Raw genomic sequence first — 25,928 nt, forward strand, 5'->3', positions numbered from 1 at the left:
TTCTAGAATTTTAAAGTTATATCAATCCCAATATCACGGGTAGTAGGTAGTACTCCGATAGAATTACCTTTAGCTCCTAAACCATTCCCAGTACCCGCTTCCGGATCTGCATAAGGTAAGTTTTTGTGGATAATCCAAAGGTTTCTACCTACAATTGAAATTTTTGCATCACGAATAGCAGTATTAGCCAAAACAGATTTAGGAAGGTTATATCCTATACTTGCTTCTCTAAGTTTTACATAAGATGCATCATAAACGAATCTTTTATTCGGCATTCTTCTATATCCGTCTACGTTACCAAAAGATCCCGGATTAATCGCAGGTGTCGTATTTACATTTCCATTCGGGTTAACACCTGGATGTACGAATCCACCCTCTCTATAATCAGCTGTTTCTGCATAAAGACCAGTTGCTAATCCGTAATACATATCGGTAGAGAATACATCACCTCCTTTTTTCACATCAATAAGGAAACTTACTGAGAAATCTTTATAACGGAAGCTGTTTCTGATACCACCTACCCAGTCTGGTGTGATATTCCCTATAACCTGATTATTATTTCTTAAATAACGACCTGTAGCTGGATCAATTACTCTATCGCCATTCGCATTATATACATAATCTGATCCTACCAAAGCTCCAAAAGATTCTCCTACACGTGCATTAAGAGAAACCCCACCCTGATAACTTGCTATTAAGTAATTCTGAGAATCACCATTTAATGCAATAACTTTATTCTCATTTTTAGACCAGTTCACGTTTACATCCCATGTAAAATTATTTGTTTTAAATGGTGTCCCATTTAACTGTACTTCTATACCTTTGTTATCAATCTGCCCAGCATTTACAAGGAATGTTCTATATCCTGTTGCGGAAGAAACCGGTAAATTGATAATCTGATCAAATGTTCTGGTTTTATAAATTGCAATATCAAAACCTAATCTGTTTTTGAAGAATTGTGCCTCCATACCAAATTCTGTTTCCTTAGATCTTTGAGGTTTCAGGTTTGGATTCGCAAGGAAAAAAGGTTGATCAAACAGACCTTCACCTCTAGCTTTGAAAGTATTTACCAATCTGTAATTGTTGGTAGATGAACCTACTTCAGCGTAGTTTGCTCTCAATTTCCAGAAACTTAACCATGGTTGTTTTACAAATTCGGATAGAATAACAGCACCTGTAACCGAAGGATATCCATAGCTATTATTTCCTTTTGGTAAGTTAGACGATTGGTCTACACGGTAAGTACCATCCACAAATAAGAAGTTCTTATATCCAAAAGATGCTGTTGCATATAAACTGGAAGTAACCCATTTTGCATAATTCTCATCAGGTGGGAGTATCGTTCTTACAGAGTTGGATATAGCAAAAAGCCCAGGTTTAGATAGACCTCCTTCTGTACTCATAAAAATATTATCCACAAGGTTTCTTCTAACGTTCCCCCCTGCAATACCGCTAACACTTAGGTCTGAAGTAATATCAACCTTGTAATTAGCAAATAAATCAAAGTTGATCTCAGTATTTTTCACATTGGTTCTTGCGTATCCCGAACTTACATTAAGTCCGGATGCACCGAATGCCTGAGGAAGCGATCCATTCATTAATCTCTCTTCTACAACCATCTGTAAATCATCATAAGATAGTTTCCCTGTGATTCCAAAATTTTTGGAAACATCATATTTTAATTGTGCATAACTGAATATCCTGGTCCTGTCATCAGACTGATAATTCTGATATCTCTGGAAATATGGATTGTTCCAATATTGAGGAGTTCCATCAGCCGCTGTAGATCTGTTCCAGGAAAAGTTACTATTTCCATTGTTAGCATAAGCATCTCTTAATGCCAACACATCTACGTTGGTCTGCCACCACTGTCTGAAACCAGAAACAATATTATCCGAATAGCCAGTTTCATTACGTCCTCTTGTATCTTGTAAAGTTAAAGTTGTGAAAACAGAGGCATGTAATTTATCTGTAAAATCGTGATTAAATTTTGCAGAAATTGTATTTTTTTTAAGCTCAGAGTTAGGCATCAAACCATTAGAAAGCATATTGGAATATGACAAGGAAAGATTCGAAGTTTTATTTCCTTTTTCAATGGTAATTGTATTAATGTATGTGACTGGTGTTTCAAAGAATTTAATAGGTCCGTTTTTCGCAGCAACCCAAGGTGTAGCTTTTCCATAGTTTGGAGAAGAAGGATCAAATGAATCCCATTGGTAAACCAATTGGTTGGGATTAAATGCAGGTCCGTAAGATGCGTCATCTACAAAGTTAGCATAATTGTAACCTCCAGGTCCCGGATCTTCGTTCCATGACTGGCCACCGTATCCTGCTCCATACTTTGTCTGATAGGTAGGAAAAGTAGATTTATCAATAAATCCTGCTGTAATTCCTGAGTTAAGAGTAACACCCCAGCTTCCGTCATTGTTTCCTCGTCCGCTTTTAGTTACAATTAAAATTACACCATCACTTCCTCTTTCACCATATAAAGCTGATGCAGCGGCACCCTTCAGTACGTTTACAGATTCTATGTCTTCCTGGTTAATATCTGAAAGAAAGTTACCGTAATCGAATACAGATCCGGTTACCGTATTATTGTTAACTGGTGAACCATCAATTACAATAAGTGGAGAACCTCCTGACAAAGATTTATATCCTCTGATCAAAAGGTTTGCAGATCCGCCAAAGTTGTTATTAGTATTTACCTGTAGTCCGGCTACCTTACCTGAAAGAAGAGATGCTACGTTTCCGGTATTAGTCGTTCCACCAGTTAATTCCGCAGCTTTAACTTCTTCAGAAGCATAACCAAGAGATTTTTTCTCTCTTTTAATTCCGAGTGCGGTTACAACCACTCCCTCAATTTCTTTTGTTTTAATAGTGTCATTCTTTTGCTGGGCGTTAGCGACAGCTATCGAAGAAGACATTACTAGAACAAGAAGACTTGCTGTTAGTTTCTTCATATCAAATTAATTTTTGTGACCTTACAAATTTGTAAAACTTTCTTAATACCACAAAGCAAAATGTGAAAAAATTACAACTTATTCAATAATTTCAAAAAAAACAAGTCAATAAATTATTAAAATAAGTTAAAAACAAAATATTTAACAAAAACACAACATTTAAAACTTAGTTTTTTTTAAGAAATAATAACAATCACTTAAATTGATATAATCTATATTACAAATTTAATTATGAATGTAAATAAATTGAATATCAATAAATTAAAAATTCAAAATACAGAAATGAAAGAAAACCAATAAACGATACTATGCAAAGCATATTTCTACAATTGAAGAAATATTTCATTTTTTAAACAAAAAAAATGCATAAAAGCGATAAAATGTATTAAAGTTTCCTTACCAGAGCAAGATAAATTTTTATGTTTCAAAATGAGATTGAGTTCCAAATTGAGAGAATAAACCTAAGCCCAATTTAACCAATATCACTTCGAATCCACTTTTCGCCTCATTCTATAATTAAACCATCCTAAACTCTTAAAATCATCCTATATATCGGTTATTTAAAAACAGATTACAGTCTTCTCCCTGCATTCGATATAATCACAATATTATCTTTTGTTGAAGTAAGAATAAAATAAAAAACATCCAAAATCTCTTCCTTCAAAATTTTATATTTTTGCAGTATAGAAACAATTCATGGAGCTAATAAAAAACTGGTCAAATCTTTATATTGAGGCCGGATGTGATGAAGTAGGAAGAGGATGTTTAAGTGGTCCGGTGGTAGCTGCAGCGGTAATTTTAGATGATGATTTCAAACAAAACCTGGTGAATGATTCCAAAAAATTAACGTTTAAAACGCGTATGGAACTGGATAGTTACATCAAAGACAATGTGAAAAACTATGCTATCGCAGAATTACCACCTTCCTTTATAGATGAACATAATATTCTCAATGCGAGTATTCATGCGATGCACCGTGCGCTGGATCAACTGACCATAACTCCTGAACTTATTCTGGTGGACGGAAATAAATTCCATCCTTATAACTACATTCCGCATCAATGCATTATTAAGGGAGATTCTAAAGTGTTATCTATTGCTGCAGCCTCTATTCTTGCCAAAAATTATAGGGACAAGTTAATGATTCAGCTTCATGAAGAACATCCTGAATATGGTTGGGACACCAATTTTGGCTATGCCACAAAAAAACATCAGGAAGCCCTTATAAAATATGGACCAACACCTCATCACAGACAATCTTTCAGACTTAAATATGATTGAAAAATACTCATTTTCAATTATTAAATCGGGCATGTCAATTAAAGACTGAAAATCCCTGTAAATAAAACTCCCAAATAAAAAAAGAGAAGCAATTATCAAATTGCTTCTCTTTTTAATTTATGTTTAAGAATTACTTCTTCTTATTTCTTTGTTGCTCCTGAGTTTTTTGCTGCTCCTGAGCCTTCTCCATCATTTCTCTCATTCTCTTCTGGAATTTACCTTCTGCTTTCGGTTTTTCCTTGTTAGACTGAATCTGAGCATGGATTTTTTTCTCATCCAGAATCACATACTTAATAACAAGAATGATAAGGATGTTAATCGCATTCGATACAAAATAATACCATGAAAGACCTGAAGCTGAAGTGTTAAGGAAGAATAGGAATGTGATCGGGAAGATATACATTAATACCTTCATATTTGGCATTCCTTCCTGCTGAGGCTGTTGCATATTTCCTGAAGTCATCACAGTATAAATCAAGATAACAACCGTACAAGCTAAAGCGAAAATACTTAAATGATCTCCAAGGAAAGGAACTTTAAATGGAAGCTTGATCAAATCATCATAAGCTGTTAAATCCTTTGCAAACCAAAACCCTTGTCCTCTAAGATCAATAAAGTTCGGGAAGAAACGGAATAAGGCATAGAAAATTGGAATCTGAACTAATGCCGGTAAACATCCCGCCATCTGATTTACTCCTGCCTTTCTATAAACTTCCATTGTAGCCTGCTGTTTCTTCATCGGATCTGCATCCTTGAACTTCGCATTCACCTCATCAATTTCCGGACGGATCACCTTCATCATTGCACTTAGCTTGTGCTGCTTATACATAATAGGTGAAAGGATCAGTTTCACAATGATCGTCATTACAAAAATAACCCAACCTGCTGATAATCCCCACGCAGCGATAATGCTATATAACCACATGAAGAAATAACGGTTCATTGCTCCAATAAATGACCAACCTAAAGGAAGAATCTCATCAAAGTTTTTATCATAAGATTTAAGCAATGGTAAATCCAATGGCATAAAATACCATGTGAAATCCTGGTTCAGCTCACTTCCAGTCATTTGAACGAAACCTTCATAGTTGAATTTCTTCAAATATTCTCCTTCTTCAACATTTTCCTGGTTTCCTTTATTTTGAGTAAATCCGTTTTTAGCTTCGATTACTGAAGAGAAAAACTGCTGCTTTACACCAATCCAGTTAAGGGTTTCTTTTTCCTCTTCCATTGTGGTTCTTCCATCATAATCATAGTCTTTATAATTATTGAAAGCATAAGAAAACTCTGAGTGAGACTGCTCCTGAGCTCTACCCTTCTCCAGATTTCTTACATTATAATCCCAAATGAAATCTGCTTTGTTATCAGAAGTAATTTTGGAAAGTCCCTGAGTTCTTACTTTAAAATCAAGGGTATATTTTGGAAGCAATGTGTAAATGAATTGAATTACAGCACCATTATAATCTGCAGTTAAGGTCACCGCATTTCCATTAACAGTAGGTGAGAAAACTAAATCTTTAGTATTAACAATCTTCCCTGTTTTATCTTTAAACTGAAAACCGTAGTTTGAGTTATTTTTAGTGATCAGATAAAGTGGCTGATCTGCATTGTCTGTTTTGTGATTGTAGGCTTTATATTTTAAAAGCTCTACTTTGGAAACCTGTCCTCCTAAGCTTGAAAATTCAAGTTTCAGTTCATTATTTCCAAGACTTGCTGTCTGGATTGCATTAGGAGTTACATTTGGATTGATATTGTTTGCCTGAGTTTGCTTTACGGCATTTTTAGCCTGTTCCGTTTTTTGCTCCTGAGCTTTCAACTCCGCTTCTTTCGTTTGTTTGTTCTGGAAGTAGAACATAAAACCGAAGAGAACAAGGCATAAAACCGCGAAACTAATCATTTGCTTCTTATCGATTCCGTTGTTTTGTTGCATTTTATTTTATATTAAAATTTTAAATTTAAAATGTACGTACTGGTGTACGTAATTTGAGCTGACAAAAATACTGTTTTTTTATCAAAACTCTATGCTTTACGTTGTTACTATATAATAAACTCAGGCTGATTATTCTCAGCCTGAGTTTATATGTAGACGTTTATGATAAAATTTTACCTTATTTCTTTTCGCAAGCCTTAATGAAAGCTCTGAATAGTGGATGCGGTGTCGCTACCGTACTTTTATATTCAGGGTGATACTGAACTCCCACATAGAATGGGTGATCAGGAAGTTCCAACGCTTCTACCAAACCTGTTTCAGGGTTGGTACCTGTAGCAAGGAAACCATTTTTTTCAAATTCCTGAAGATAATCACTGTTGAATTCATAACGGTGACGGTGTCTTTCAGAAATATTTTTGGTTCCGTAGATATCATTTAATTTAGATCCGTTTTTCAACGTACATTTCCATGCTCCAAGACGCATTGTTCCTCCTTTATCTACTACATTTTTCTGTTCTTCCATCAAAGAAATTACAGGATCAGGAGTAGCTGTATCAAATTCCATCGAGTTTGCTTTGGTATGTCCTAAAACATTTCTTGCAAATTCAATCGTCATAATCTGCATTCCTAAACAGATTCCCAACATTGGAATTTTATTTTCTCTTGCATATTTTGCGGTAAGAACTTTTCCTTCAATTCCTCTGTCTCCGAAACCTGGAGCTACAAGGATACCATTCACTCCTTTCAGCGTATCTTTAATATTTTCTTCCGTAATATCTCCACTGTAAACCCATCTTACTTTTACTTCAGTTTCAAGATCAGCTCCTGCATGTTTGAATGCTTCAGCAATAGAAATATAAGAATCCTGAAGGGAAACATATTTTCCTACCAATGCAATTTCAACGGTTTTTTTAGGGTTCTGGAATTTTTTAAGGAAACTCTTCCAGTCTTTAAGATCTGCGTCTTTATCGCTTTTAAGATCAAGTTCTTTCAGTACTACATCATCAAAGTTCTGCTTCTGAAGGTACATTGGAACTTCATAGATCGTTTCAAGATCTTTACATTCGATAACGTTATCCAAAGGAACATTACAGAACTGAGCTAATTTTGCTCTCTGATCTTTAGGAATTTTATGTTCTGTTCTACAAACTAAAACATCTGCCATAATTCCGCTTTCCATTAACTGACGAACGGAATGCTGGGATGGTTTTGTTTTTAGTTCTCCACTTGAAGCCAGATATGGCAATAAAGTAAGATGAATCACCATAGAATTACTCTCTCCCAACTCCCACTTCAACTGACGTACGGTTTCAATGTATGGTAAAGATTCGATATCCCCTACTGTCCCTCCGATCTCAGTAATGATGATATCGTAGTTCTGTTTTGAAAGGATTTTAATTCTACGTTTGATTTCGTTAGTAATATGAGGAATTACCTGAACTGTTTTTCCAAGGAAATCTCCTTTTCTTTCTTTTTCAATTACAGTCTGGTAGATTTTTCCTGTAGTAACGTTGTTGTTTTGGGATGTAGGAGCATCAAGATAACGCTCGTAGTGGCCTAAATCCAGATCCGTCTCTGCACCATCTTCAGTCACATAGCACTCTCCGTGCTCATAAGGATTCAAAGTTCCTGGGTCGATATTGATATAAGGATCTAATTTTTGGATCGTTACATTAAAGCCGCGTGATTTTAGTAGAAGTCCCAGAGAAGCAGAAACGATTCCCTTTCCCAAAGATGAAGTTACACCTCCTGTCACAAAGATGTACTTTGTATTCTTTTTACTCATTAGATTAGGTTTGTGCAAAGTTATGGGAAAAAGAGATACAAAGCAATCTTTTACATTTTGAAAATGATAAAACCCGCTTCAAACAATTATAAAACCTGATAAAATTTTTTATCTATATTTGATATAAGCAAATGAAACAAAGCTATAACCAACAGGATTTCGTCTATCAACGAAAAAGGTTTTCCATTGGAGCGGAAAACCTTTTTATAGTTTATATTCTGAAATATTATTGCTTAGTCAGTTCAAAGTAAGCCGTTATTTCAACATCTTTCGCGATACCAGCTCCTGACGGATCATATTTGATTCCATAATCCAGACGGTTTACTGTAAATTTTGTCTGAATCCCCATAATCTCTTTTCCGTCTTTACTTTTTGTAATTCCTCCAAATGTAACCGGAGCAGTGATTTCTTTCTCTACTCCTTTCATGGTTAGTTTTCCTTTAACAATATAGTTGTTGTTTTTATCTTTTGTAACGGATGAGCTCTTAAATTCAATAGTAGGATATTTGGCAACATCGAAAAACTCTTCACTGATAAGATGTCTGTCTCTCATGTCCACTCCGGTATTAACAGTAGGAACACTGATAGAAAAGTTTAAATCGGCATTATCCAGATTAGCACCACTGGTAGCTGCTTTTCCGTCAAATTTATCAAACCTTCCCTGTACAAAACTAATCCCCATGTGCTTGATATTAAAGTTGACCGATGAATGCATCTGGTCTACCTGCCAGGTTCCCTGTCCAAAAGCAACAATACTTAAAAGCGTAAATACGAAAGATAAAAATACTTTTTTCATTGTAATGATATTTTACATTAATATATTTTAATTGAATGAAGCTAAGATATGAAAGATATTTCTACCATGCATAGATTAGTTTTTAATATTAAATCCATTTAGATTCTGAAAGAAAAATGCTTTTTTTATAACTTCGCAGTATGGCAAAACTGAAAACAGCATATTTCTGTCAAAACTGCGGAACCCAGTATCCTCAATGGCTGGGACAATGTAAAAACTGTGGAGAATGGAACACTTTAGTAGAAGAGGTTGTAGAGAAACCATCTCATAAAACTCCTCCTTTTTCAAAAACCAAACAACATGTCATCAATATTGTTGAAGTGGAAACCAGCGAAGAGCCGAGAATAAAAACACCTTCCGAAGAACTTAATCGTGTTTTAGGAGGAGGAATTGTTTTGGGTTCTGTAACTCTGATTGGCGGCGAACCGGGAATCGGAAAATCTACCCTTCTGCTTCAGCTTGCTTTGAAAATGAAGAAAAAAATTTTCTATGTTTCTGGTGAAGAAAGTGCTTCTCAGATTAAAATGAGAGCGGACAGACTTACAGATATTCAAAATCCGAACTGTTTTCTTTTCACTGAAACATCATTGGAAAAAATTCTTCATGAGGCCAAAAAACTGGAACCTGATTTCGTCATCATTGATTCCATTCAGACCCTACAGTCTCAGCTGATAGAAAGTTCTCCGGGAACTGTTTCTCAAATCAGAGAATGTTCCAATGAGATTATCAAATATGCCAAAGAAAATAATACTCCTGTTTTCCTTGTAGGCCATATCACCAAAGACGGCCAAATTGCCGGCCCAAAAGTCCTGGAACATATGGTAGACGTGGTTCTGAATTTCGATGGAGACCGAAATCACCTATTCAGATTGTTGAGAGCCAATAAAAACCGTTTTGGTTCTACCGCCGAAATTGGTATTTATGAAATGGTGTCCCAGGGATTGAAAGAGATTAAAAACCCTTCTGAAATTCTGATCACCAAGAAATTTGAAGAACTGTCCGGAAACTCCGTTGCCGTAACGCTGGAGGGAAACAGACCTATGCTTCTTGAGATTCAGGCATTGGTAAGCACAGCTGTTTATGGTACTCCTCAAAGAAGCTGTACCGGTTTTGACTCAAAAAGACTCAATATGCTTTTGGCTGTACTGGAAAAAAGAGCAGGTTTCCAATTGGGAGCGAAAGACGTTTTCCTGAATATTACCGGAGGAATAAAGACAGATGATCCGGCACTGGATTTGGCGGTCATCGCTTCTGTTCTTTCCTCTAATGAAGATATTGCGATTTCTGAACATTACTGTTTTGCCGGAGAAATCGGATTAAGTGGCGAAATTCGTCCGGTAGCACAGATTGAGCAGCGAATTACTGAGGCTGAAAAATTAGGCTATGAGAAAATATTTGTTTCCAATCTTAATAAAATCCCGAAAAGAAAATTTGGAATCAAGATTGAAGAAGTGAGTAAGATTGAGGATTTTCACGAGAGGCTTTTTTAATGTGAATGGTGAATTTTGCTTCGCAAGTCAATTGTCAATCAGAATGTGGGTAAAAATTCACAAACAAAGCGAATTGACTATTCACTATTCACTATTATCAAACATTCACATTTAATTCATACCTTTAATTTATGAATTATCTGGCGCATTCTTTTCTTTCTTTTACCGACGGTCAGATCGTGGGGCAGTTTCTCGAAGACTTTATCCGTAACAGAGATCGTTTTACTTTCCCGAAAGATATTCAGGACGGAATTACCCTGCACAGAGCTATTGATACTTACACCGATTCTCATCCTGCCATTCATGAAGCCAAAAAGGTATTTGCTCCTTTGGTAAGACTGTATGCAGGTGCGTTTGTAGATGTCTCGATGGATCATTTTGTAGCTAAGGATCTTTCTCTGAATTCTCTTCCGGAATGGAAAGCGCATTCCCTTAAAGTTTATCGTGTTTTAAATGCCTATGAACAATGGCTTCCAGAAAATTTCAAAAAAATGCTTGTGAAAATGGAGCATGATGACTGGCTTTATAATTACCGTGAAGACTGGGGAATTAAATTCAGTATTCAGAATGTTTTGAATAAAGCGAAGTACCTTGATAAGGATATTCCTGTTTTTGAAGCTTTTTTGAAGAACAAAGATCATCTTCAGCAGTGTTATGATGATTTTTTTCCTGATCTGCTGGCCCATGCAAAAGGAATCAATACATTGTTGCAGCTGGAAAATTAATATTTTCTAATAGAATTGGAAAGTTGCCCGGCTTTCGTAGCTGCACCATAATATTTTAAAACTGCTTATAAAGATAGCGGTTAGGATAGGTAAGTTTTTCACTGTTTCTTTGTCCGTTTACAATAATATGGACAATGTTGATCTGATCATCAAAAAGATTATACAGAAAACTTACAGCAGCTTCCACTTTTTTCGGGATAGCTACAGGTTCAGATTCCATAAAGATATTTACAGATTCCTGGTCTTCTTCATAACCGATATAATTTACCTTCAAAAACCTGTTATCAGCTTTTAGTTTAAAATATTCTGAACAATATTTTTGCAGAGCATCGTTCAATTTTGCTTTGTATTTTTCATCATTAAAATGAAAAGAGCCTCCGTATTTTTTTCCTAAACCATTTTCCGTATCATCCAGGAAAAATCTTCCTGTCACTTCAAATGTTCTGGATTTTGAATTATAATTAATTTCTACAGAGCCTACGTGATAAGGGTGAAAAGCTTCACTCTTTGTAAAACTCTGAAAAGTCATTGTTAATAATAAAAGAACACTCCAAAAAAATTTACCTGACATGAATCTTATTTTACAGCAAATATAAAAAAAGCAGCAGTTTCTATAACTGCTGCTTTTTAAGATAATTGATCGGTGATGATTTATTGTTTAATTACTTTTTTCGTAATTTTTGTATTATCCTCGAGCATTATGGTGAACAGATACGTTCCTTTTATCAGTTCGGAAACATCAATTTTACCTGAATTAGCATTCACATTTACGGTTTTAATCAATTTTCCTGAAACATCATAAATGGTTACCGTTCCTTTAGAATGTCTTCCCAATACTACAGTAACAAAATCTTTGGCAGGATTAGGAGTGATATTCACTTCTGAATTCATCTTTACATCAGCTGTTCCTAACGTTGTTCCTGTTTTAATAAAATAACCACCAAAACCTGTTGCTTGGAAACTGACTTCCCAATATTGGTAGGTGTCATTCCAGATAATATCTGCAACATCTGGTGTAATAACCGTGGCAGCTCCTCCAAAAGAAGCAACTGTACCCGTAGTGCTTGTTCCTGTATATTTTTCAATAAGAAGATTCGCTTTATTGGCTACATCGCTAGGTGAAGTAGGTAATTTCACTCCATTGGTCAGATTATAAGCATCGAAATCACTCTGCTTGAAATATAAAGTTACTTTTCCGGTAGCCGTAGTAGTATTTGCATCGGAATTGATTTCGTATCTTCTTGCAACATAATTTGGCTGTGCATTATCTATCCATACCTTTGAGGTAACATTTCCTGTTACTGTACTGCCCGCTTCTTTTTCTACTCTTGAGATAAGCTGGCATGCATTTGTAAAATAGTTATAACCATTGGCCACTGTACTGGCTTTTGTTTGGTTGGAAGTTGCTAAATTCTTTACTTCAGCAACGTTTTCATAGATTACGGCTCTCATTTTAAGATCAAATGTTCTGGAAGTCCATGTAGTACCGTCAGTAGAAGTTTTAGATCTGCTATTCAGTACAGCATTCTCTGCTTTCATGGCAATTCTTCCTCCTAATCCATTAACAACAATATAAAATTCTTTTCCGGTTACCATCTGTACATTCAAATCTGAAAGATTGATGTAGTTCCAGGTATATCTCTGAATATTATTAAGCCATGAAGTAATGGTTTTAGTAGCAATAATATCTCCGGGATTTCCGTTAGCATCCACCTTTCTGATCTGAATATCCACCGGGATATCTGAAGGAATTGAAGACCCTGATACAAAAGAGAACCCTCCCAGTTTCCCTGTTAATGTAGGGGTATATCTTACCGCAAGAGCCATATTATCAAAATAATAATTAAATTCTGTATTGGCTACAATGTATGGCTCATCGTAACTTACCGTTTCAAAATTGGATTTCACGCATCCTAATTCATCAGTAACAGCTTTATAGATATCCAATTTACCATATCCCCATCTCATATTCGGAACGACACCGGTTGCACCGTCCATTCTTGCATTAGTTGTAAGACGGGCTTTCACCTGTGCTGCCGTCAATGAAGGATTAGCCTGCAGTAATAATCCTACTGCTCCAGCTACACCTGGTGAAGACATACTTGTCCCCTGATTTTTCACGTAATAATTGGTGCCTGAAATAATGTCTGTTGCTGCGGGAGCAGAATTGCTGGATCTTGATGATATAACATTCTGACCTGAACCTGCGATATCCGGCTTTTGAACCCCATCCACTCTTGGTCCCTGTGAACTGAATGAAGAAATAGACTCCTGTGGGGTTGTGGTAGAATAAGCACCCGTACTATACCAGCTTGGCCTTCCCATATATGATGCTACTGTAATAGCATTAGAAGCATTCCCCGGGCTTCCTACAATATATTCATTATCCCCGTTTTGCAACGTGGTTTGTACTCCCTGGCTATACAGCCAGCCATGGGTTGAGATTTGCTGTGTTCCGTTATTGGTAATTTCCAATGTATAATTTCCCTGAACATTGGTAGTTCCTGAAGTTCTGGCAATTACCAGCTGAACATACCTTTTATTGTTATCATTGCTCCAATAGTTATACATTGTTGCTGTAAGCCCACCTCCCAAGATATTATGAGCTGTAGTTGTACTTATATTCTGAATATACTGCTGCCCATCGGGAGTAGTTAGCTTTGCAGTAACAGGAGTATTATCGTTGGCATACATTATAAATGAAAATACTGTAGCTGCAGAAGTATTGCTTACTACCGTAAAATTATAAGTCTGGGAAGCATTAGCAGCAATATCTACTTTTCTATGAAGATTAGCTCCGTAGTCGTTACCTGCCGAAATAACAACTACTCTTCCCGTTCCTGAGGTGGTAAAATTATTAACCGCTACTTCATGGCTGGAAGTTCCATCATGAGCAGTGCTCTGCCCACCGATACTCATATTGACAACAATAGGTTTATTAAGTGCTGTTGCCACATTTTTAAAATAGGTTAAAGCATTAATGGTATTGGTTGTAGGAAAAGATCCGTTTCCTCCCTTCACAAAAACAATATCTGCATCGGATGAGAATCCTTTATGTCTTTTATCTGTAAAAGCAGAGCCATTTCCAGCGGCAGTACCTGAAACATGGGTTCCATGGCCATTGGTATCATTTTCACGAACAAAACCTGTGGGTGTGCCATCCAGTTCATCATCGATCTGTGCTTTTGTATATTCCACTCCAGTAGAAAACCCTGTCGGGGCAACTTCTCCCGCCTGGGCAGTTAATGTCTGGTCCCAAATAGAAACAATTCTGCTTTTGGTCTGATCATCAGCTTTTCTGAAATCAGGGTGTTTCCAGTCTATTCCAGTGTCATAAATTCCTACTAAAACTCCTGTTCCATTATAAGCTGTGTTATTGAAAACACCATCCTGCAAAAGACTTGCTCCTGACTGAGCGCGGCTCACATCGTTATGAAGCTCATCAAACTGCGGTCCCATTACAGAAATTACATACGGAAGCTGAGTCAGTCTTTCAATATCTTCAATAGAAACTAAAGCTGTGGAAAAAGCGGGAAACTGGCTTTGTACAATAAATCCGTCTGCTTTTAGTTTTTCAGGCTCCTTCGTGTAAACAATACATGAATACATGGTTTGTGCTCCTTTTGAAGTTACTACCAGGTGCTGGTCAAGTTTCATATCAGGACGTTCCAGTTCTTTTACAGCTCTTCCCTTGGCAATATTTTCTTTATTTTTCAATAAAAGATCAAACCGGGAATCCAGTTTCTGTACCTGCCCGTAAAAAGCGTAGGAATACAATCCCAAAAAGGCTGCTGTAGCATTTCTAAGAAGCTTCGCTCCTCCATGTGAAATGTTTACATTTGTAAAAAATAATTTTTTGATATCCATATTTCATTTTTAAGCAATACAATTATACAATTTTTATTCAAAACATAAATAATGTAAAATATTAATAATGATTAAGCATAAAAATTAAATCAAATAATAAAATTAATATTATTTTAACAATATATTCAAAATATAAAATTTTTTAATCAAAATGCAGGATTTTCTTTTTTATTTAAACCTTGGATGGGAACATATTATTTCTCTGGATGCCTTGGATCATCAGCTTTTTGTTTTGGCTTTGATTGCTGTTTACTCTTACAGTGACTGGAAAAAAATACTGATTCTTGTTACTGCATTTACAATCGGGCATTCTATTACATTAGCTTTAAGCATTCTGGATGTTTTCAGAGTTCCTTCTGACTGGGTGGAGTTTTTAATTCCTTTAACCATTGTTCTGACCTCACTGGATAATATTATCATGAAAAATCAGAAACAGACTTTGATGCGGGCCAACTATTATCTTGCACTGATTTTCGGTCTTGTTCATGGAATGGGATTTGCCAATACAGCAAGAGTAATGATTGCTAAAAGCCAAAGTATTGCTTTACCTCTCCTTGGGTTTAATATGGGTTTGGAACTTGGTCAGATTGTCATTGTTGCAGCAATTTTAATCATCCTGTTTCTTTCACTCAATCTTTTCAAAGTGAATAAAAAAGACTGGATACTCTTTGTTTCTTCCGGAGTATTTGCTTTATCCTTAAAAATGACTTTGGAAAGAATTCCTTTTTAAAAGTTAAATATTCTCATTAATTCAACAGGTAATTACTATCTTTGATCATTAAAAAATCATTTCGGTTATGAAACTAAAAGTTGTTATACTTTCACTTTCTGTATTTGCATATACAGGTTTCACCGCACAAAATATTCAGAATAACCCAGGCAGCAATCACGGCAATAAGTTTGAGCAGCTGGGAACTATTCTACCAACACCCAACATTTACAGAACGGCTTCAGGAGCTCCCGGTCACGGATACTGGCAGAACAGAGCCGATTATAACATCACCGCTTATCTGGATGAAGATAAAAGAAATCTGAAAGGTTCAGAAACGGTGACTTACTACAATAATTCGCCTGATGAACTGGACTATATCTGGCTGCAGCTTGATGAAAACGAACACTCAAGCATCAGAAATGCAGGATATGACACTTCGTCTGTACTTCGTCCTTCCACTACGGACCAGCAGCTTAAAGTTTCTGAACTTCCTGTAAAAGATAATGGTTATGGCGTAAGTCTTGAAAAAGTAACAGATGCGTCAGGTACTCCATTGAAGTATACGGTCAACAAAACGATGATGCGTATCGATCTTCCCAAAGTTTTGAAAAAGGGTGAGAAATTCGTTTTCAAAGTAGACTGGAACTATAATATCTCTGACAGAATTAAAATGGGAGGCCGAGGAGGTTTTGAAAACTTCCCTGAAGATGGCAATGATCTGTATACAATGGCCCAATGGTATCCAAGAATGTGCGTCTATAGTGACTTCCAGGGTTGGCAGAATCATCAGTTTACCGGAAGAGGTGAATTTGCTTTGGTTTTCGGAGACTTTAAGGTTTCCATGAATGTACCTGCAGATCATATTGTTGGCGGAACAGGAGAATGTAAAAATTACGATCAGGTGTTGACATCTGATCAGCTATCAAGATACAGAAAAGCTGAAAACGCAGCAGAGCCTATCGAAATTGTAACCTTGGATGAAGCTAAAAAAGCAGAGAAAAATCATTCAAAACAAAGAAAAACATGGGTTTTCGAAGCGAAAGATGTTCGTGATTTTGCATGGACTTCTTCCAGAAAGTTTGTCTGGGACGGAATGCGTGTAACGATTCCTGAAAACAATAATAAAGTAATGGCAATGAGTTTCTATCCAAAAGAATCTTACGGTCTTTACAGAAAATTTTCTACAAAAGCGGTAGCCCATACCATCAAAACCTATTCGGAATTTACCATTCCTTATCCATATCCTGTGGCTCAGTCTGTAGAAGCTGCCAATGGAATGGAGTACCCTATGATCTGTTTCAATTTCGGGAGAACCGAAAAAGACGGAACTTATTCTGAAGGAACAAAAAATGGAATGATCGGAGTAATCATCCACGAGGTTGGTCACAACTTTTTCCCAATGATCATCAATTCTGATGAAAGACAGTGGGCATGGATGGACGAAGGTTTGAATACATTTACTGAATATCTTACAGAAGAGAAATGGGATAACAAATTCCCGTCTAAAAGAGGACCAGCATGGACAATCGTTGACTACATGAAACTCCCGAAAGATCAGCTGGAGCCTATCATGAGTAACTCAGAAAATATTGTTCAGTATGGTCCGAATGCTTATTCAAAACCTGCTACAGGACTGAATATTCTTCGTGAAACGATCATGGGAAGGGAGCTTTTCGACAAAGCATTTAAAACGTATGCAAAGAGATGGGCATTCAAGCATCCTGAACCTGCAGATTTATTCCGTACGATGGAAGATGCCAGCGGAGAAGACCTTGACTGGTTCTGGAGAGGATGGTTCTACGGTACAGATCCTGTAGATATTGCGATTGATAAAGTAACGGTTGCTGTTCCTAATCTTGAGAGTGATCCAAGAGCTGCTGCTGAAGTGAAATATCAGGTTGAAAAACCACTGGTAAACAGTTTTGAAGATCTTTCAAAAATCAGAAACAGAGAAGATAAGAATATCAAATTCTATGTAGATAGTGATAAAGATGTTCAGGATTTCTATTACAGATATGACAGAGGCCAGGAAAAGGTTGATAACAATAAGCAATACACCATCAAAACAGAGGCAGGTCTTACTTTAGATGCCAAGGATAAAGAGAAATTCAAAAATATAACAGGATATCAGATCGATTTTGTGAACAAAGGCGGTCTGGTAATGCCAATCATTCTTGAGTTCACTTTTGAAGACGGATCAAAAGTATATGACAAATCTGCAGCGCAGATCTGGAGACTGAACGAACAAAAAGTTTCCAAGACGTATTATTTTGATAAGAAAGTAAAATCTATTCAGCTGGATCCAATGAGAGAGACTGCTGATATTGATACAAGCAATAATTTCTGGAGCAATGCCGGAGTGGGAAGTGAAACTTCAAAATTCCAACTTTTCAAACAAAAACAAGGAGGAGGTTCTGTAAGAGGAGGCTCAACCGGAAAAGTCAACCCAATGCAGGCCGCAGGAAAGAGTTAAAAATCAAAAGGTTGTAACTTTTATAAATACAGCACTACTTATTATTAAAAAGATCATGAAAACTTTTCTTTTCCTTTTAATACTAAGTAGTGCTAATTTTTTTTCCCAGAAGCTACTTACTCCTGAAAATTCCGGGATCAACTCAAAACTTATCCACGATGAAACTTCTGAAGCCGTATGGTTTGCTGAAAATGCAGGTACAAAAATAGAAATAGGAAGCATTGTTACTGAAATCAAAAAACTGAACAAAGCAGATCTTTTGATCAGAACAACGGTAAAAATGAAACAGGCTCCGGATGCAAAATGGACGGATTCTACTCTTGTCAAAACAGCCAATTTCACCCCAGTCTACCACTCTTCTTACAATTCAATGAGAGATATGGTTCTCAAGTCTGAAAAAGATAAGGTCACCGGATATTATCTTGATAAGAAATCTCAGAAAAAAGATATCATCGAAATTCCTGCAGATCATTATTTCGACAGTAGCAGCTATGCCCAGCTGATCAGATATCTTCCGTTGAAAGAACACTATACTGCCGAGATTTCTATTTTCGATTATAACCCCAAATCTGAGAAAAAAGGGATGATGAAAGCCTACATTCTGGATACTCAAAAGACAGAATATAAAGGAAAACCGGTTTGGGCAGTAAAAACCAATGATGACATCAGCAACAAAGCAACCACAGTAACCTATTATATTGATGCAGCCACAAGGAAAATTGTAAAGCAGGATATAGAAATGGCAGGAAGAAAAATGTATTTAGAAACAGCTCCTTAAATTACTTAAATCCAGATACCAATATCTCATTTTCGTCTACAAAAAACATAACAACCTGACTTAAAAAGCTTTATATTTGAATCACATAACACCAAATGTCAAAAACCTGATTGACTTTAAATGTTCAGGACGTACCCATCAAAATATTTTTAACTATGAAAAATGCAAAACTACTAAGCAGAGATGCTCAGAAAACAATTAATGGCGGACTTGCTGCCAGACTCGTTTGCTGCGAACGCGACGACAACGGAAAATGTACTTTATGGATCGGACCAGGACAAAACTGTCCTTAGTTCTGTCATCTGATAACAATTTTGATAAAGCCGGAAATTTCCGGCTTTTTCTATTCACACCCTCAACTCATTATCATTATTGTCTGATAATCAAAATTTTATTTCAAAAAACATAATAAAATTATATCACGAAATAAGGAAAAATAGTATCTTTGATTTACTTCTTTTACACCAAATGTCAAAATCCTGATTGACTTTAAATGCTCAGGAACGTACAAACAAAATATTATTAACTATGAAAAACGCTAAATTATTAAGCAGAGATGCTCAGAAATCTATCAATGGCGGAGCAGCAGGACGTATTTGCTGTGAGTACAATTACAAAGGACAGTGTATCCTGTGGATTGGACCTGGACAATATTGCCCATAGTTCAGTCACTTGATAACAGTTTTTAATAAGCCGGAAATATTCCGGCTTTATTTTTTACCCTAAATGTTCTTTTAGATTCTTTTTATAGGTTCTCCCCAAAGGAAGCTCATCGCCGTTTTTCAAAAAAACATGACCAGAGTTATAAGAATTGATATGTTCTGATAATACAATATAAGACTTGTGAATTCTGATAAACCCAAAATGCTGAAACTTCTCTTCAAAATTGGACATTCTTTCCAGAATCATATACTTTTTCAACGGCGTCATCAGCACAATATATTCCCCGAATCCCTGTATCCAGAGAATATCTTTTAGAAAAACTTTATTCATCACATAATTGGATTTGAACATGATAAAGTCTTCTTGTTGCTGACTGCTTGCTGAGCTTTTAAACTGGACAAAATCCCTTGCTTTATTGACTGCTTTTTTAAATGTATCAAAATCCACAGGTTTGATAAGATAATGAACAACATCTAGTTCAAAGGCTTTTACTGCATATTTTGTTTCCAGCGTAAGAAAGATACACAGCGGCGGATCAGGAATTTGCTGCAAAAGCTCTACTCCATTGATGCCAGGCATATTGATATCGAAAACAACAAGATCTACTTTATTGGCTTTCAGAAACGCCAGTGCTTCTTCCGGTTTCTGAAATGAAGCCAGCAGTTCAACCTCTTCAAGCTGATCACAATATTGTTTTACAAGCTGTAATGCAGGATATTCATCATCTACATTAACGATAGTCAGGTTAGCCATTGACAGTAATTGTTAAAGCAATTTTATATTGATCATTTTCTTTCGGTCCGGAATAAAACTCATACTGATCAGGATAAAATTTTTCCAATATATGAATAATTGCTTCATTACCCAATCCGTGATAATCAGATTCAGCTACAAGAGTTCTATCTTTCCCGACAGAGTTTATAATTTCAAAATACAGTTCAGAGCGCTCAATATGACAGAATAATTTTATAAAAGCATAAGCATCTTCTCCAATTGCTGAATGTTTTAAAGCATTTTCAAATAAAGTAAGAAGTATAGCAGACGGAATTTCAGCAATGTCAAATTCTTCCTGATCTTCAATATCCATTACAATATCAAGCTGGTTATTATATTTAAGCTGATACAATGCAGCAAGCGCTTTCAGGGAAGAAAACTCCTGAGAAACCGTTACTTTTTCTTTTCCACTATCATAAATAATATATTTCAGAAGTCTGCTCAGCTGCAAGATAGAATCCGATGTCTTCTCCGAATGGGTAAAACTATTGGCATATATATTATTAAGGGTATTCAACAAAAAATGAGGATTTAGCTTAGACTTCAGCAAATCAAGATAAAGCTGATCCTTCTCTTCTCCAAGACTGATCACATCCTGTTCTATTAAAAATTTGTCTTTGGTAATTCCCAGAAAAGAGCCTACCAGAATGATGATTCCTTGCGAGATATACACATTATACAGAAACCCGACATGATAACCTTCTCCACTGAAATCCATCTGAAAAACGGCAGGTTCCCAAAGAATTCTGAAAAGACTGGACCCTAAAAAAAGGATTAATGCATAGAGAATAAACTCCGGATACTTATTCGATAAATAGAATCGTGGAACAAGATAGTAATACACCAGATAATAAATTCCAACATTGAAAATTGTATTCAAAATAATGCTTATCACCAATTGATTTGAATCCAGGAAGTAGTTTTCGGTGAAATAAGTCATTAAAATGAAGATAAAAAGGAAAAAAATGTGCTGAAACCTCAACAAAAACTTCCAGCGATACTTCATAAGGCTTTCCAGAATTTTACCACTAAATAAAATCCTGATAATCAATAATATAATGATAAAATTAATGATTAAAAACATAGTCCATACCTTATTTTGAAACGCATCAAATATAATATCTTTTTGTCTCAAAATGCAGTTCGTTGAGAAAAACTGTCATTGATTGAAAAAATCCAGTCCCGCTCTTCCTAATAAATATATTTGAGAAACCGCAATATTAATCAAATATTACATGAAACTTAACATAAAATCAACGCTTATCTTATCATTTTGTCTACTGAATGGTCTTTTATATAGTCAGAGCAAAGACAATTATAATATGTGGTTTCAGTACCTGATGTCTGCAAAGCTGACTGATAAAAGTACTTTAACTGCACTTACCCAATACCGTTCCTTTGACCTGGCTTACGACACTAGACTTTTCCTTGTGAATGCCTATGTAGATTATGAAGTGGCAGAAAACATAAGACCTGCTGCAGGAGCTATGTTTCTGATCCTAGAATCTTATAATGCCGACGATTCTAAAAAGATAAGATATGAAAAAAGACCTTTCCAACAGGTAACTGCTGAGTATTTCATCGGAAGAACATCGATCTCCAACCGTCTTAGAGTGGAAGAACGTTTCCTCAGCAATCCTGATGAATTTGAAGTAAGAATCCGATATCTCATCTCTGTCAGAATTCCCTTCAACAAAAAAGGAGAAAAAGAAAAGCTCTACGGTATTCTTAAAAATGAAATAAGAATGAATGTGGATAAAGTAGAGCCTTTCGACAGCAATCGTATTACAGCAGGACTTGGAATAAAAATAGGCAAAAACTCTGCACTGGAACTGGCTTTCATCAATCAGCTGGAAACCGGAAAAACAAGTAACTACGGTTTCATAGGTTTCAGAAACAGCTTTGACTGGAGAAAAAAGAAACAACAATAACCTCATTAACATTATACTATATTATGCTTACATTTCTTGGTTTTTTAATGATTTTCATCTTCATGATTCTCATCATGAACAAAAAGATGACTCCTCTCACCGCTTTAGTCCTTGTACCAGTCCTTATAGCTGTAGTAGCAGGATTCGGGCCTGATCTGGGGAAAATGATGAAAGATGGAGTAAAAGAAATAGCACTTACGGGGGTTATGCTGATTTTTGCCATTCTGTATTTCAGTCTGATGATTGACACCGGGCTTTTCGAGCCGCTTGTCAATACCATATTAAAAGCTGTAGGAGATAATCCTGTAAAAACAACCATCGGAACGGCCCTTCTCACCACTTTAGTTTCTTTAGATGGTGATGGCTCTTCCACTTACATTATTGTGGTGGCAGCATTACTTCCGCTTTATAAAAAACAGGGAATGAATCCTCTGGTTTTAACCTGCATTATCATGCTTGCAGGCGGTATTATGAATATTCTACCATGGGGTGGTCCTACCGCAAGAGTGATGAGCTCCCTTAAACTGGGACATACTGAAATATTTGTTCCTATGATTCCGGTTATGCTGATCGGGCTGGTATGGGTATTTTTTGTAGCCTATATTCTGGGAGTTCGGGAGAAAAGAAGAATAAACAAACATGGAAAATATACCAAATACAGCGGACAGGATATTGCTGGCGAAAATGATCCCGCATTAAGACGTCCGAAACTTATTATTGTCAATTTAATCCTGACCATTATTTTGCTTTGTGTGATGATTCTTGATATTATTCCTTTGGGAATTGCATTCATGATTGCCTTCTGTATCGCTTCCATGATTAATTACCCGAAACTGAAAGACCAGCAGAAAATCATTTCAAAACATGCAGGGAATGCGTTATCTGTAGCAGGAATGATCTTTGGAGCAGGAATTTTCACTGGAATCCTGAATGGAACCGGAATTATGAATGCTATGGGAAACAGCATTATCAGTATTGTTCCTAAAACCTGGGGTGGATATCTGAATGTCATCACCGCAATATTCAGTGTACCGCTTACCTTTTTCCTTACCAATGATGCTTATTATTTTGGAATATTACCTGTGATTACAGCTACAGGCAGCCAGCTGAATATTCCTCCTGATATTTTGGGACGTGCCAGTCTTGTAGGGCAGGCTTCTCATTTATTAAGTCCGTTGGTGCCTTCTACTTATCTGTTGGTTTCACTGGCCGGTGTAGAATTCTCTGACCACCTGAAATTCACCTTAAAATGGGCTATCGGATCATCAATTGTAATGTTACTGAGCGCATTGATTCTTGGTATTATATAAGGTTATATCTTTGAATTTTGAATATTGTAATCTTACCATCAATAAAAAGTGAATGATGAAAACTGCCAAGCAAAAAACATTTACCGACTCTTATTTAAGAAACCTTACGCTTTATGTATTCACAGCGATTATTTGTGGAGCATTGACCGGTTATTATTTTCCGGAAGTCAGCAAACATCTGGAAACGGTAAGCAGTTATTTCTTCACACTTCTTGAAGTTTTGATTATTCCTGTTATTTTCATTGCAGTAACGTATGGGGTAAGCTATATTTTCAGTACCAAAAATGCTTTTAAAATTGTGAGCCAGATGGTTCTGTATTTCTTACTCATTACCTCCGTCAGTATTTTATTGGGAATCGGGTCTGGTCTTCTTTTAAAACCGGGTGCCAATACAGGAATTATTCTTTCTTCTCATAAAGAACTCCCAGAAAGATTTTTAATCAAGACTTCAAATCCCTTGCATATCAGCAACTATGTTCTTTTTCTTTTAATATCCATCTCTGCAGGAGTCGTAATCGGTCTTTCAAAGAAGAGGAATAACATTTTTAAAGCTTTAGATGCGGGAAGAAATTTGTTTTTCAGGCTTATCAAGTATGTTTATTTATTTCTTCCGATCGTCATTTTCTCAAATATCGCCTACGGAATTTCAGTCTATGGCATTAATACTTTACTACCGTTAAGTAAAATTGTTGCCACGGTATATCTTACCAGTGTATTTTTTATTTTCGGAATATTGGGTGTTATAACGGCTTACTTTAAAATTAATCTTTGGGATTTTCTGATCAGCATCAAAGAAGAAATCATTCTTGTAGTGGCCACCTCTTCTTCAAAGACTGCTTTCCCAATGATCTTTGACAAAATGGAATCACAGGGATATGACCGGAAAATTCTTCGTCTTATTATTCCTCTCGGATACAATTTTAATCTGGCAGGAGCCTGCATTTATCTTTCCATTTCATGTATTTTCCTCGTTCAGCTTTACAATATTTCCCTTACGCCAATGGATTATTTCTGGCTTTTTATAACGATTTCCATTGCTTCCAAAACCGCTTCCGGAGTTCCCGGATCAGGCTTCCTTGCCCTGATGTTTACCCTAAGCAGGTTTGGAAAGATTCCCACCACGGATCTTGCGCTTTTATACAGCATAGACCGCTTTATGAACGAAGCGAGATCGGTTACCAATTTCATCGGCATTTCAGTTTCTGCTGCCATTATTTCAAAACTTAATCAACATTCTATTCCCTTAAAAAATGATATTTCCTGATTTTACCCTCCTTTTCAATGACATCTTAGAAAATCCTGCAAAATCTTTAGCCATTATCGGCAATCTCATTCTGATTGAAAGTCTCCTTTCTGTGGACAACGCCGCAGTATTGGCCACCATCGTCATGGATCTGCCCGAACATCAAAGAAAAAAAGCCCTGAAATATGGAATCCTTGGAGCTTATGTATTTCGCGGACTCGCTCTTATTTTTGCTTCCGTACTGATTTCCGTATGGTGGTTGAAACCACTGGGAGGATTATACCTGATCTATATTTCTTTTGACTGGTTCATCAAAAAAATTAAAAACACAAATGATGAAGAAAATCCGGAGGAAAACCCGGACAAAGAATCCAGCTGGCTGTACAAAAATTCAATTGGATTATTGGGACAATTCTGGGCAACCGTTGCTATTGTAGAAGTAATGGACCTTGCTTTTTCCATAGATAATGTTTTTGCAGCAGTGGCTTTTTCAGACAATTTACTTCTGATTACTCTCGGAGTATTTATAGGAATTTTAGCGATGAGATTTATAGCACAGTGGTTTGTCCGCCTTATGCAGGTATTTCCTTTTCTTGAAACGGCAGCTTTTATTGTCATTGCTATTTTAGGAATTAAACTAAGTTTATCTTTATATGAGCACTTCTACCCTGCTACGGCATTTGCTCAATTTTTAGCCAGCCATACCATGGAAATATTAGTTTCCGCCATCACTGTTCTTTTGTTTGTAGTTCCTGTAATGACCAGTTATCTTATTGGATTTCCCGCACGTAAAAAATAATTTTTCTGCCAAATTTTCACATTCGGAAACAAAAGTCTGCCATTTCAGCCACGAGTGTCTCATGGCATACATTTAGAGAAATACAATGCAGAAATAATTAAAAAATAAATATATTATGTCAGTAAACTTTAAACCATTGGCAGACAGAGTTCTGGTAGAGCCAATCGCAGCAGAAACTAAAACAGCTTCAGGTATTATCATCCCGGACACTGCAAAGGAAAAGCCGCAAGAAGGTACTGTAGTGGCAGTAGGTCCTGGTAAAAAAGATGAGCCTACAACAGTTCAGGTAGGTGACAAAGTTCTTTATGGAAAATATTCAGGTGCTGAATTGAAGTTGGAAGGTAAAGATTACTTGATCGTAAGAGAAGCTGATTTATTAGGAATCATCGGGTAAGCTTCTGGCTATTGGC

21 protein-coding genes are annotated in these 25,928 nt (G+C 36.3%); 13 read left to right on the forward strand and 8 right to left on the reverse strand.

What is annotated here, in order from left to right:
- Positions 1-2: 2 nt before the first annotated feature.
- The gene (locus BUE84_RS19770) at positions 3-2,960 is read right to left on the reverse strand and encodes a SusC/RagA family TonB-linked outer membrane protein (protein WP_079243180.1); all 2,958 of its coding nucleotides are present in this window, start codon (positions 2,958-2,960) and stop codon (positions 3-5) included.
- A gap of 696 nt (positions 2,961-3,656) precedes the next feature.
- Here BUE84_RS19770 and BUE84_RS19775 point away from each other — a divergent pair.
- A complete protein-coding gene (locus tag BUE84_RS19775) occupies positions 3,657-4,241 on the forward strand; it encodes a ribonuclease HII (protein ID WP_079243181.1) in 585 nt (194 codons plus the stop codon).
- Positions 4,242-4,371: 130 nt separating this feature from the next.
- Here BUE84_RS19775 and yidC read toward each other — a convergent pair whose 3' ends face one another.
- The 3 genes from yidC to BUE84_RS19790 all read right to left on the reverse strand — a co-directional run bounded on the left by yidC (position 4,372) and on the right by BUE84_RS19790 (position 8,753).
- Positions 4,372-6,171, reverse strand: a complete 1,800-nt coding sequence (gene yidC, locus BUE84_RS19780) for a membrane protein insertase YidC (protein ID WP_034696117.1) — start codon at positions 6,169-6,171, stop codon at positions 4,372-4,374.
- Positions 6,172-6,349: 178 nt separating this feature from the next.
- Complete coding sequence (locus tag BUE84_RS19785; RefSeq protein ID WP_079243182.1) at positions 6,350-7,957, reverse strand: CTP synthase; 1,608 nt, start codon at positions 7,955-7,957, stop codon at positions 6,350-6,352.
- A gap of 226 nt (positions 7,958-8,183) precedes the next feature.
- Complete coding sequence (locus BUE84_RS19790) at positions 8,184-8,753, reverse strand: YceI family protein (RefSeq protein ID WP_079243183.1); 570 nt, start codon at positions 8,751-8,753, stop codon at positions 8,184-8,186.
- Between the two features lie 140 nt (positions 8,754-8,893).
- On the opposite strand from BUE84_RS19790, the gene radA reads away from it, so the two are divergent.
- Both radA and BUE84_RS19800 read left to right on the forward strand, forming a co-directional pair.
- Positions 8,894-10,243 carry a DNA repair protein RadA gene (gene radA / locus BUE84_RS19795; protein ID WP_079243184.1) on the forward strand — a complete coding sequence of 450 codons (1,350 nt, stop codon included), beginning with the start codon at positions 8,894-8,896 and terminating at the stop codon, positions 10,241-10,243.
- A 131-nt stretch (positions 10,244-10,374) separates the two neighbouring features.
- On the forward strand, positions 10,375-10,968 hold the full coding sequence (locus BUE84_RS19800) for an ACP phosphodiesterase (protein ID WP_079243185.1): 594 nt from the start codon (positions 10,375-10,377) through the stop codon (positions 10,966-10,968).
- Positions 10,969-11,023: 55 nt separating this feature from the next.
- Here BUE84_RS19800 and BUE84_RS19805 read toward each other — a convergent pair whose 3' ends face one another.
- Both BUE84_RS19805 and BUE84_RS19810 read right to left on the reverse strand, forming a co-directional pair.
- Entirely contained in the window at positions 11,024-11,539 is a 516-nt protein-coding gene (locus BUE84_RS19805; protein WP_079243186.1) for a DUF6702 family protein, read from the reverse strand.
- Between the two features lie 80 nt (positions 11,540-11,619).
- On the reverse strand, positions 11,620-14,835 hold the full coding sequence (locus BUE84_RS19810) for a S8/S53 family peptidase (RefSeq protein ID WP_079243187.1): 3,216 nt from the start codon (positions 14,833-14,835) through the stop codon (positions 11,620-11,622).
- Between the two features lie 151 nt (positions 14,836-14,986).
- On the opposite strand from BUE84_RS19810, the gene BUE84_RS19815 reads away from it, so the two are divergent.
- The 5 genes from BUE84_RS19815 to BUE84_RS24965 all read left to right on the forward strand — a co-directional run bounded on the left by BUE84_RS19815 (position 14,987) and on the right by BUE84_RS24965 (position 19,461).
- Positions 14,987-15,565: a HupE/UreJ family protein gene (locus BUE84_RS19815; protein WP_079243188.1), complete on the forward strand. Its 579-nt coding sequence runs from the start codon at positions 14,987-14,989 to the stop codon at positions 15,563-15,565.
- A gap of 67 nt (positions 15,566-15,632) precedes the next feature.
- Positions 15,633-18,020: a M1 family metallopeptidase gene (locus tag BUE84_RS19820; protein ID WP_079243189.1), complete on the forward strand. Its 2,388-nt coding sequence runs from the start codon at positions 15,633-15,635 to the stop codon at positions 18,018-18,020.
- 55 nt (positions 18,021-18,075) lie between these two features.
- Complete coding sequence (locus BUE84_RS19825; RefSeq protein WP_079243190.1) at positions 18,076-18,798, forward strand: hypothetical protein; 723 nt, start codon at positions 18,076-18,078, stop codon at positions 18,796-18,798.
- Positions 18,799-18,953: 155 nt separating this feature from the next.
- Positions 18,954-19,091 carry a hypothetical protein gene (locus tag BUE84_RS24585; protein ID WP_167348788.1) on the forward strand — a complete coding sequence of 46 codons (138 nt, stop codon included), beginning with the start codon at positions 18,954-18,956 and terminating at the stop codon, positions 19,089-19,091.
- A gap of 235 nt (positions 19,092-19,326) precedes the next feature.
- Entirely contained in the window at positions 19,327-19,461 is a 135-nt protein-coding gene (locus BUE84_RS24965) for a hypothetical protein (protein WP_255812661.1), read from the forward strand.
- 54 nt (positions 19,462-19,515) lie between these two features.
- On the opposite strand, the gene BUE84_RS19835 is transcribed toward BUE84_RS24965, so the two are convergent.
- Together BUE84_RS19835 and BUE84_RS19840 are read right to left on the reverse strand one after the other, a co-directional pair.
- The gene (locus BUE84_RS19835) at positions 19,516-20,214 is read right to left on the reverse strand and encodes a LytR/AlgR family response regulator transcription factor (protein WP_079243191.1); all 699 of its coding nucleotides are present in this window, start codon (positions 20,212-20,214) and stop codon (positions 19,516-19,518) included.
- Entirely contained in the window at positions 20,207-21,175 is a 969-nt protein-coding gene (locus BUE84_RS19840; RefSeq protein ID WP_238594297.1) for a sensor histidine kinase, read from the reverse strand. Before BUE84_RS19840 ends, BUE84_RS19835 begins: the two co-directional genes overlap by 8 nt.
- A 295-nt stretch (positions 21,176-21,470) precedes the next feature.
- On the opposite strand from BUE84_RS19840, the gene BUE84_RS19845 reads away from it, so the two are divergent.
- From BUE84_RS19845 to groES, 5 genes are all read left to right on the forward strand, one after another.
- The gene (locus BUE84_RS19845) at positions 21,471-22,166 is read left to right on the forward strand and encodes a DUF2490 domain-containing protein (protein ID WP_238594298.1); all 696 of its coding nucleotides are present in this window, start codon (positions 21,471-21,473) and stop codon (positions 22,164-22,166) included.
- A gap of 23 nt (positions 22,167-22,189) precedes the next feature.
- A complete protein-coding gene (locus BUE84_RS19850; protein WP_079243192.1) occupies positions 22,190-23,476 on the forward strand; it encodes a CitMHS family transporter in 1,287 nt (428 codons plus the stop codon).
- Between the two features lie 52 nt (positions 23,477-23,528).
- A complete protein-coding gene (locus tag BUE84_RS19855) occupies positions 23,529-24,740 on the forward strand; it encodes a cation:dicarboxylate symporter family transporter (protein ID WP_079243193.1) in 1,212 nt (403 codons plus the stop codon).
- Positions 24,727-25,518 carry a TerC family protein gene (locus BUE84_RS19860; protein ID WP_079243194.1) on the forward strand — a complete coding sequence of 264 codons (792 nt, stop codon included), beginning with the start codon at positions 24,727-24,729 and terminating at the stop codon, positions 25,516-25,518. The genes BUE84_RS19855 and BUE84_RS19860 overlap by 14 nt, the downstream gene beginning before the upstream one ends.
- 115 nt (positions 25,519-25,633) lie before the next feature.
- Positions 25,634-25,912, forward strand: a complete 279-nt coding sequence (gene groES, locus BUE84_RS19865; protein WP_034696138.1) for a co-chaperone GroES — start codon at positions 25,634-25,636, stop codon at positions 25,910-25,912.
- The last annotated feature ends 16 nt before the right edge of the window (positions 25,913-25,928 follow it).

Source organism: Chryseobacterium indologenes (assembly GCF_002025665.1).
GTDB lineage: Bacteria > Bacteroidota > Bacteroidia > Flavobacteriales > Weeksellaceae > Chryseobacterium > Chryseobacterium metallicongregator.